Origin of the sequence: Chryseobacterium sp. AG363, assembly GCF_003610675.1 — a bacterium.
GTDB lineage: Bacteria > Bacteroidota > Bacteroidia > Flavobacteriales > Weeksellaceae > Chryseobacterium > Chryseobacterium cucumeris.
In genome coordinates this window covers 24,272-32,929 of the sequence record NZ_RAQF01000005.1, presented here as the reverse complement: position 1 = coordinate 32,929, position 8,658 = coordinate 24,272, and the positions used below count along the sequence as shown (strand labels likewise).

Below are 8,658 nucleotides of genomic sequence, written 5' to 3'. Positions count from 1 at the left end.
GGTGCGTAGCTCAGCTGGATAGAGCATCTGCCTTCTAAGCAGACGGTCAAAGGTTCGAATCCTTTCGCGCTCACTTAAAGACTTACTGGAAACAGTAAGTCTTTTTTGTTATATTCAGGATCTTTGGAACTCATACTCGTAGTCACTCATTCTGGCATCCTGCTGAAGAAGTTATTATTCTTAGTATTAAATATCACTAGGAAAACCCGTATCTGCTACTTAGATATTTCTACATCATAATTAAGAAACTCCCATTTAACAGTATAAAATACGATAAGATACTGAAGCTTTTATTTTCATTCGTATACCGATTTACATCTAATAGGTTGGAAAAATATTGGTAAAGAAAAAGACATACCGAACATTAAAATTATTTTTTCTTTTCTTTTTTTAAACTTCATGCAAAGTAAGCATAAGCACAACATCCATTACAAAACCACTATACAATGTGTGCACGCAATGAACCTACACCATACATACAACCTAGTAATAACTCTTACAGATAAAGTAAAACAACATGATGTACCTATGATGTATTCTATAATTTTCTTATTTCCTTTCTTTTCTTGAAATTGCAGCAAATTATCGATTCTAAAACACAAAATTGATCAAAAAACCTTTATGATGCCTAACGGGTGGGGTTAATAATCCCACCTGTTTTTTGTGGATATTAGTCATAATTACAAGAGTTAATAAACAGTAGTTTATATTATAATGAATTCACTTTTATCTTGCATTATATTTAATTTTTGTATTATTCTCAATATAGTATTTATTCTATGATGATGAAATCTTTGAAAAATTTTAATAGAATAATCTATTGTCTTGTTTTTACATGCGGTTGTTCAAAACTATTTCCACAACACTATAGTATACAGCAAATAGATACTTTACTCATAAAAACAAATGAAGAACTCAGAACCCAAATATCTAACAAGGATCTGATCATTTGGAATCAAAAAATTATAAAAGAAGCCCAGCAAAATAATTACCCTAAAGGAGAAGCCTGGGGTTATGCCAATATTGCGAATCGTCTATGGCTTACAGGAGAATTTAAAAAGGCCATAGAATATCTGAATGATGCTGAGGAAAAATCAAAAGATATCAATGATGATTTTCTTGCCGGTAAAATCAATCAGGAATATTCACAGGTCTACAACAGGATGAATCTCCCTAAAATGGCTTTAGGTTATAATTCAAAGGCCATGAAATTTGCTTTAAGATTGAAAAAAGATAATCAGGACTGCCGATTTTTTTTACGGTATGTTTATTCAACCCGGGCATCGTATTTCGACGGAGTTGAACAGTCTGATTCATCACTCGTCTACCTTCATAAAGCAATGAAAATAGATCTGAATCCTTTAGATATAGCACTTATAGCATATCATTATACAAAGTATGATCGAAATTTAGATTCAGCCAATTATTATTTTAAAAAAAGCCTTGACCTGATAGAAACCAAAAGGTTTAAACATAATAAATACCAGAGAGCGGTTATTTTATATAATTATGGCTTTTTTCTGTATGTTCAGAAAAAAAATGATGAGGCTATTGATATCTATCAACAATCCCTTGAACTGGCAAAGGAAGTAAACAGACCTTATCTGGTCTTAGATAATTACAGATGGCTGGCCACAGTTTATAAAGACCTTAAAGAATCTGAGAAAGAATCTGAATATTTAAGCAAGGCCACCTCACTGAAAGACAGCTTAGACAATGACCAAAGCAAAGCTATCACATTAGCTTTTAATAAAATTTCAAAGAAAGAAGAAGAAAAACAAAAAAACAAATTCCTGTCATTTTTATGGTATGGAGGGGTTCTGTTTGTACTTATTTTTTTACTATCTCTTTATTTTTATCTACAGTTTAAAAGAAAGAAAAAAAGGCTTATTGAAAGTAAAACAATTATTCTTCGGCAGGAAGAAGAAGCAAAAATTCTAAAAAGAAAGCTCAATGAAAATCATGAGCAGATCATTCAACTGGCAAAAAAAAACGATGTTGGCTTTTTAGCATTATTTCAGGAAACATATCCTGAGGTCTGCCAGCAACTTTTAAAAATCAACGCTAATCTTTCCCCCTCTGACTTATCTTTCTGTGCTATGATATGGCTGGGGTTCTCTTCAAAAGAAATGGCACAGTATTCTTCTATGGAGCACAGATCTGTACAAACGAAGAAATACCGATTACGCAAAAAACTACACCTTGAAGCACAGACTGATCTCTATCAATTTATAAGATCAATATCTGAGGTTAAATAATCTTCACGAACATAAAACATAATGAATATGATGGTTATTCTCCTCAAAAGTAATAAGAGTTTACCCCTGACACTATATATAAAATCCCTCATTCTTAAGTGAGGGATTTTTAATTTTCGTCAATACTGATTTTATTTCAGTTTGTAGGCATTTCCATTCCAAAGGTAAGTTCTGAAAGAATGTTTTTTCTTCTCTCTATCTCTTTCATCTACTTCCATATCTTCCACTTTTAAGATAAATGCATTGGGAATTCCTCCTTTATCATTGGGAAAAATAAATTCTTCACTATGATAAAAAACACCGGCATCCCCTACGTTTGTCAATTGCGGAAGGGCAATTAACTTTTTACCTTTAAAAAGAACATACTGATCATAACTTGCTATTCCACAAGCTTCTCCCGAAACCATTGCTTTTAAGGTGAATTCAACATTTTGCAGTTTATGATTGCTTTCTATATTGAATGCTGCTGAACTCAACTCCTCTCCTCTTCCGGTATCAAAATACACCTCATCAATAAGTGTATTTCCTTCCAGTACTTTTATTCCGGCAATATTCTGCTTTTCAATTTCATTGATTTCTTTATTCTTCCGGTCAATTGTTTTGGAAAGCCCAAAGAGGAAGTCATACCCATTCTTATTACGGTAGCCTACACAAAGATTGCCACCCCAGATATATCCTTCCAATGTATTCTCTCCTTTCTGATAAGAGATTTTATACCAGTTAGCATTTCTTTCTCCCAGTTTCAGGACTGCATTTTCTTTTTTAAGAATCATTACCTGTTGGTTCACCTGCAATGAATCTACAATCTGAGCATTCACTCCGGGATCTAATCTCACACGCGTCCAATCTGTAAAGATTTTTTGAGTTTTATTTTCTTCAAAGCTAAAGATACCATCTGCATACACTTCATTTTCCTGTGCTGTAAAAAACTGCAGCATCAGTAAAAATAAAGCTATCCATAAAGTTTTCATATTCGTATTTTGTTTTTGGTGTGTTATTTTTCAAGCAGAAGGCTTACCCACTCTTCACGCTGTAATTTCTTTTTAAGCTCCAGACCACTTTCTTTGCATACTTCCAGAATATCATCTACATCAAAGAAGCAAAGGCCTGAAAGTAATAATTTTCCACCGTCATTCAGTACTGAAACATAGGTTGGGATATCTGAAATCAGGATATTTCTGTTGATATTGGCTAAAATGATATCGTAATTCTCTTTCCCTAAGTTTTCTGCAGTTCCCTGTTCAATATCCAGTTCTACATTATTTCTTACTGCATTTTCTTTTGAATTTTCTACTGACCATTCATCAATATCGATAGCTTTGGTATCTCCGGCGCCCTGCTGTTTTGCATAAATAGCTAATACAGAAGTTCCGCATCCCATATCCAATACTTTTTTACCCTTGAAATCAATATCCATCATTTGCTGGATCATTAAATGGGTTGTAGGGTGATGACCTGTTCCGAAAGACATTTTAGGTTGAATGATAATTTCATGCATTCCCGGTACAGATTCGTGGAACTCTGCCCTGATCAGTACTTTATCATCGATATTAATTGGAGAAAAATTCTTTTCCCATTCTTCGTTCCAGTTGATATTCGGCATTTCTTCGAAAGAATATTCGATTTTTACATTTTCGTTTTCGAAAATTGGAAGTCCTTTCAACTGATCTTCGTGAAACAAATCTGTCTGAATATATCCTAAAATTCCGTCAATTTCTTCTGTAAAGCTGTCAAAGCCTATTTCTATAAGCTCTGCCATTAATATCTCATTCCAGGGTTGTAATGGAGAAATTTTGAAATTGAATTCTAAATAATTTTGCATGTGAATAATTTCTGCAAAAATACTAATGTTATTACTGTTAAAAAAATGATGGAGTCATTTTTGGATGAAACCGGGGAGTTTTATGTTTTTTTAAATTGTGGATGTGGTAAAAAAGTTTATTTGTTAATTTTTTCTCCCACAAATTATACGGATGACATAGATGATTGCATCGTATTTTCAATAGAGGCAGGTTTTAGCCCGTCTTCAAATCATGACAAATTTCCATTGGCTTCAGCCAAAACTTATTTTTTCTATCCTAAAGACAATGTAGATTTTTTTGAAAAGCGAAAGATTACAAATTTTCACTAAAGTCATATAATACTGATTAAAAGAAAAGCGGGCTAAAGCCCGCTCCTATTGAATTTTATCATTCAAGTTAGATTAAAATGTCCTTTGCCGAAAGCTTTAAACATTAAACTCTCAACCTTGAACTTTAAATTTTAAAACCTTATTAAGGATTTGTAGAGAATATAGAACCGTTTGCAATCAGCGCTCTTCTGTTCATTTTCAGGATATCTCTTACCCATTCTGCAAAATCTTCCGGCTGTAATACTTTGTCAGGATTTCCGTCTGTAAGACCGCCCTGGATGCTCATATCAGAAGCAATAGTACTTGGAGTCAGCGTAATGACACGGATATTTTGTTTTCTCCATTCTGCCATCATGGATTGAGAAAGAGATACTACTGCTGCTTTTGAAGCGGCGTATGCAGACATATTCGGTCCGCCTTTCAGCCCTGCAGTAGAGGCTACGTTGACGATATCACCTTCTCCTTTTGCTTTCATGAAGGGATAAGCTGCTTTGGCTGCATAGTATACTCCGAAAAGATTGGTTTTAATAACCTGCTCCCAAGTTTCAGAAGGCATTTCTTCGATAGAACCAAAGTCTCCGATTCCTGCATTATTGATCAGAATATCAATTCCTCCCAATTGTTCTGCTAAAGATTCTATTCCAGCTTTTACCTGAATTTCATTGTCTACAGAAAATACTGCGTAGGCTGAGTGTACTCCTAATTTTTTGATTTCTTCAACCGTCATTTTAAGGTTCTCTTCGTTTCTTCCTGTAATGGCAACGTTTACTCCTTCATTGGCTAAAGCTAACGCTACAGCTTTTCCTAGTCCTCTTCCACCACCTGTTACAATGGCATTTTTTCCGTTTATATTCATAGTAATGATACTTTTCTTGATACAAAGTTACGAAAGAACATTTTTATGAGGCCGCGAAAACACAGATTTAACTTATATTTTATACAACCACAAAAATCACAAAAGATGATTACTACAGATAATATTTAAAAGTTACAATCATCCCGTATAAAAGTTAACATAAGATGAAAACTTAGATTTTTATAAAACTTAAGTGCGCTTCTTATATCCAAAGTATAGCTTAAAAACTTTTGTGACTTTTGTCGTTTATCTAAACCTCGATAACAATTAAAACCGGCTCATAAGAACCGGTTTCAAAATCTAAAAGGTATAGTAAAAAAATAAAAAGCTTAAGGAATCTGGATGGCGTTCTGAACTTCAAATTCTTCTGAAGCTGAGAATTCATTTCCATACATGTCTACAGCTTTCACCTCAACTTTGTGTTTTCCTAATGCTAATTTCTTAGGAAAATCCGCTTCCCAGATATGTTTTGACATTTCAGGGTTGGAAGGTCTTCTTCCCGGAAAAATTTTCTCTGTAGAATCCCATTTGAAAACAGAAAGAGCAAAATTCGGGTCTATGGTTTCATCGTACTTCATTTCTTCCCATTTTCCACCATCTATTCTGTATTCTACCTTGTCTTTTTTGCTTCCCATGAAGAAGTTAGCCAGTACTTTGGCAGAGGTTCTTGAGGAAGAAATCACTTTCGGAACATATAATTTGATCTGATAGTCTTCCGGTTTTCCGGCTGTTCTGTACTTAACTTTATACTGATTGTCTGTAAAACTGATGAAAGAGTAACCTTTTGCAGTCCCGTCTCTCATGGTTGAGGTAGGAAGTCCGGCTTCATCCGGTGTTCCTGAATACCAGTCGCCACAAGTAGTTCCTACGTTATATTCGTGTAATTCTTTGATTCCGTTCCAGCCTGCTTTTTTGCCGTAGAAAATCTGCTGCTGGATATGAGTATGTGCTGACAAAAGCAATACATTCTGGAAAGGATTCAGAAAATCAAATAATTTCTGACGGTCCGCATTTCTGAAGTTGTCTTCATTATTATGTTCCAATGGAATATGGAAAGAAATGACGATCAGTTTATTTTTATCAACCAGTTTCAGATCATTTTCGATAAACTGAAGCTGGTCATCACGGAATCCGCCCCAATACCCTTTGCCGTCTCTCGGGTCCGGATAAAGAATATCATCTAAAATGATGAAGTGTACATTACCGTAGTTGAACGAGTAATTGGCAGGACCAAAATTAGATTCAAATGTTTCATCGGAAAGCCTGTCTTCCTTTGCATCATAGTTCATGTCATGATTTCCCATCACATTATACCAGGGTAGTCCGACTTCTTTCATCACATCTGCGTAAGGTTTCTGAAGACTTAGGTTGTCTCCTACCAGATCTCCCAGACTGATACCCAATACTGCATTTTTCTTTGTATTCTTTACTTCGTTTACGATTCCTCTTTTGAAGTAATCCAGTTCTTTTTCTGTGTAAGGCTGAGGATCACCGAAAACAAGGATGTCAAAATTTTTGTTTTCGTTTTGCTTATAAAGCGGGAAGTTCAGTTCTTTAGGAAGGTCTCCTGTGGGAGCTACTCCTTTGTATTTAAAATCTGCAGGAGATCCATTAGGTTTATGATGATAATAGAACTGTGGAAGATTGTTTGCATTTAAAGCAGTCTGATACCCTGAAGGCTTGATCACAAAAATAGTTTGATCTTCCTGAACCGGAAGACTGTATCTACCGTTTTTATCCGTAAGAACTACCTGCACTCCATTAGAGACAGCTACGCCTTCAATTCCTTTTTCACGGTTTTCTTTCTTTTGATTTTTGTTGAGGTCTTCGAATACATATCCTGAGACAGAAGTCTGTGCGAGCGCCATTGCTGAAACCAGCATACAAGGCATGATATATTTTATATTGATAGTCATAATTTTTTAAATCTTTAAATTATTTTTTAATCTTTCAATTGACACTTTTATTTATTCCACCACATTTTCACGTTGATATTGTCTCCTCCCATCGATTGTACGGCTGCGTTATAATTATCTGTATTCATCACTTTTGTAGCCGTAGGATACATGAATCTCACAGGCATTTGCCCTCCGTTCTGAAGCCCTCCGTTATTAGGGAGTACAGGAAGTTTTGTACGTCTGTATTCATACCATTGCTGATGGTCAATAAAAAACAGGGATATGTATTTCTGAAGCATAATTTTTTCCAGAGAGCCGTCATACGCCACTTTAGGATTACTGAAGTAATTGGCAGGAACTGTTGCTCCCCATTGTTCGATTATAGATTTCACCCCGGTTTCGTAATAGGTTTGCTGGTTTCCCGCGATGATTCCTTTATTGACTAATTCTGCAAGGATAAACTGAACTTCAGAATAAGTCATGATTAAAATCTTTAAAGGTGCTTTCGCCAGATTCTGATTAAGGTTGGAAGGCTGATAGTTGAAAGATGTTCCCAAAGCGTATCCTGAAGGAGCTCCTTTATAACCAAGATCTTCTCCTGTTCCTGCTTTCGCTTTTGTGAAAAATAGGCTCAGTCTTGGGTCATTATTATCTTTCATGGCATTCACAAAGAATTCACCTGCAGCCCTGGAAGCGGTAAAATCCTGTGGGCGGGCTATTGGCGGCAGGTAGGGAGATATTCCGGAAAGCGGCAGCACTGCACTGTCTGTATTATTCTGAAAAATGGGATATTGAGCCGGATTATTGATAATTTCCTGAATTCTTTCATAGACATTTACTTCTCCGTTTCGGCTTAGAATTCTGGTTAATAATCTTAATGATAGAGAGTTACAGAATTTTTTCCATCCTAAAATTCCGGTCTGGCTGTTGGTATTGGCATTATAAAACAGATCGGTTTCAGTTAATGCCTGATTGGTATTGAATAACGAGTTGGCTGTTTTCAGATCATTTAACAGCTGAATGTAGATCTCTTTCTGCTTATCATATTTTGGTCTTAAAATATTTTCTTCAACTTTAAGCGCTTCAGATAAAGGTATATCTCCGAAAGCATCAGTAAGGTTGGAGGCAATCCATGCATTCAGGACCATTGAAATAGCAAGGTAATTATTATTCTGTTCTTTGTCTGCATATTTTCTGAGATCATTTACCTGCTTAAGCCATCTGTAAGAAGTATTCCAGTATCCGTTACCACTTTTTTCATCCATATAATATCTGCTGTAGGAATTTCCTTCATTGGGAAAGTCTAAAGCAATCTGCATCATATCAAAAGTGAAATCATCTGCTCTGTTATAGCCGTAACTCGCCATTTCATACTGAATGGGAGCAAGAAGGCTTCCAACGGAAGGGTCTTTAATCCTGCTGGTATCTGTATTGAACTCCTCGAAAGTTCTGTCACAGGATTGAAGCATGAAAACCGAAACTGCCAATGTCAGATTTATAATTATTTTTTTCATT

7 protein-coding genes and 1 tRNA gene are annotated in these 8,658 nt (G+C 35.3%); 3 read left to right on the top strand and 5 right to left on the bottom strand.

All coding sequences use genetic code 11. The annotated features are described in order from the left end of the window. Positions 1-73: transfer RNA gene (locus tag DEU39_RS18580), tRNA-Arg, on the top strand. Between the two features lie 721 nt (positions 74-794). Then, complete coding sequence (locus tag DEU39_RS18575) at positions 795-2,258, top strand: tetratricopeptide repeat protein (protein WP_183037443.1); 1,464 nt, start codon at positions 795-797, stop codon at positions 2,256-2,258. Between the two features lie 131 nt (positions 2,259-2,389). Here the strand turns inward: DEU39_RS18575 and DEU39_RS18570 are convergent, their stop codons facing one another. Next, the gene (locus DEU39_RS18570) at positions 2,390-3,229 is read right to left on the bottom strand and encodes an SH3 domain-containing protein (RefSeq protein WP_120232950.1); all 840 of its coding nucleotides are present in this window, start codon (positions 3,227-3,229) and stop codon (positions 2,390-2,392) included. A 23-nt stretch (positions 3,230-3,252) separates the two neighbouring features. Beyond that, on the bottom strand, positions 3,253-4,080 hold the full coding sequence (gene prmA / locus DEU39_RS18565; RefSeq protein ID WP_110010825.1) for a 50S ribosomal protein L11 methyltransferase: 828 nt from the start codon (positions 4,078-4,080) through the stop codon (positions 3,253-3,255). A gap of 45 nt (positions 4,081-4,125) precedes the next feature. On the opposite strand from prmA, the gene DEU39_RS18560 reads away from it, so the two are divergent. Continuing rightward, complete coding sequence (locus DEU39_RS18560) at positions 4,126-4,389, top strand: hypothetical protein (protein WP_147367617.1); 264 nt, start codon at positions 4,126-4,128, stop codon at positions 4,387-4,389. Between the two features lie 142 nt (positions 4,390-4,531). Here the strand turns inward: DEU39_RS18560 and DEU39_RS18555 are convergent, their stop codons facing one another. From DEU39_RS18555 to DEU39_RS18545, 3 genes are all read right to left on the bottom strand, one after another. Continuing rightward, positions 4,532-5,245, bottom strand: a complete 714-nt coding sequence (locus DEU39_RS18555) for a 3-ketoacyl-ACP reductase (protein WP_062676455.1) — start codon at positions 5,243-5,245, stop codon at positions 4,532-4,534. 329 nt (positions 5,246-5,574) lie between these two features. Further along, positions 5,575-7,137: a calcineurin-like phosphoesterase C-terminal domain-containing protein gene (locus DEU39_RS18550; RefSeq protein ID WP_120233169.1), complete on the bottom strand. Its 1,563-nt coding sequence runs from the start codon at positions 7,135-7,137 to the stop codon at positions 5,575-5,577. Positions 7,138-7,208: 71 nt separating this feature from the next. Beyond that, positions 7,209-8,657 carry a SusD/RagB family nutrient-binding outer membrane lipoprotein gene (locus DEU39_RS18545; protein WP_120232948.1) on the bottom strand — a complete coding sequence of 483 codons (1,449 nt, stop codon included), beginning with the start codon at positions 8,655-8,657 and terminating at the stop codon, positions 7,209-7,211. Position 8,658: the final 1 nt, after the last annotated feature.

What these genes read in the sequence shown, in the direction of transcription:
- DEU39_RS18570 (WP_120232950.1), bottom strand. Translation starts at nt 3,229, where the DNA reads ATGAAAACTTTATGGATAGCTTTATTTTTACTGATGCTGCAGTTTTTT.
- prmA (WP_110010825.1), bottom strand. Translation starts at nt 4,080, where the DNA reads ATGCAAAATTATTTAGAATTCAATTTCAAAATTTCTCCATTACAACCC.
- DEU39_RS18560 (WP_147367617.1), top strand. Translation starts at nt 4,126, where the DNA reads ATGATGGAGTCATTTTTGGATGAAACCGGGGAGTTTTATGTTTTTTTA.
- DEU39_RS18555 (WP_062676455.1), bottom strand. Translation starts at nt 5,245, where the DNA reads ATGAATATAAACGGAAAAAATGCCATTGTAACAGGTGGTGGAAGAGGA.
- DEU39_RS18550 (WP_120233169.1), bottom strand. Translation starts at nt 7,137, where the DNA reads ATGCCTTGTATGCTGGTTTCAGCAATGGCGCTCGCACAGACTTCTGTC.
- DEU39_RS18545 (WP_120232948.1), bottom strand. Translation starts at nt 8,657, where the DNA reads ATGAAAAAAATAATTATAAATCTGACATTGGCAGTTTCGGTTTTCATG.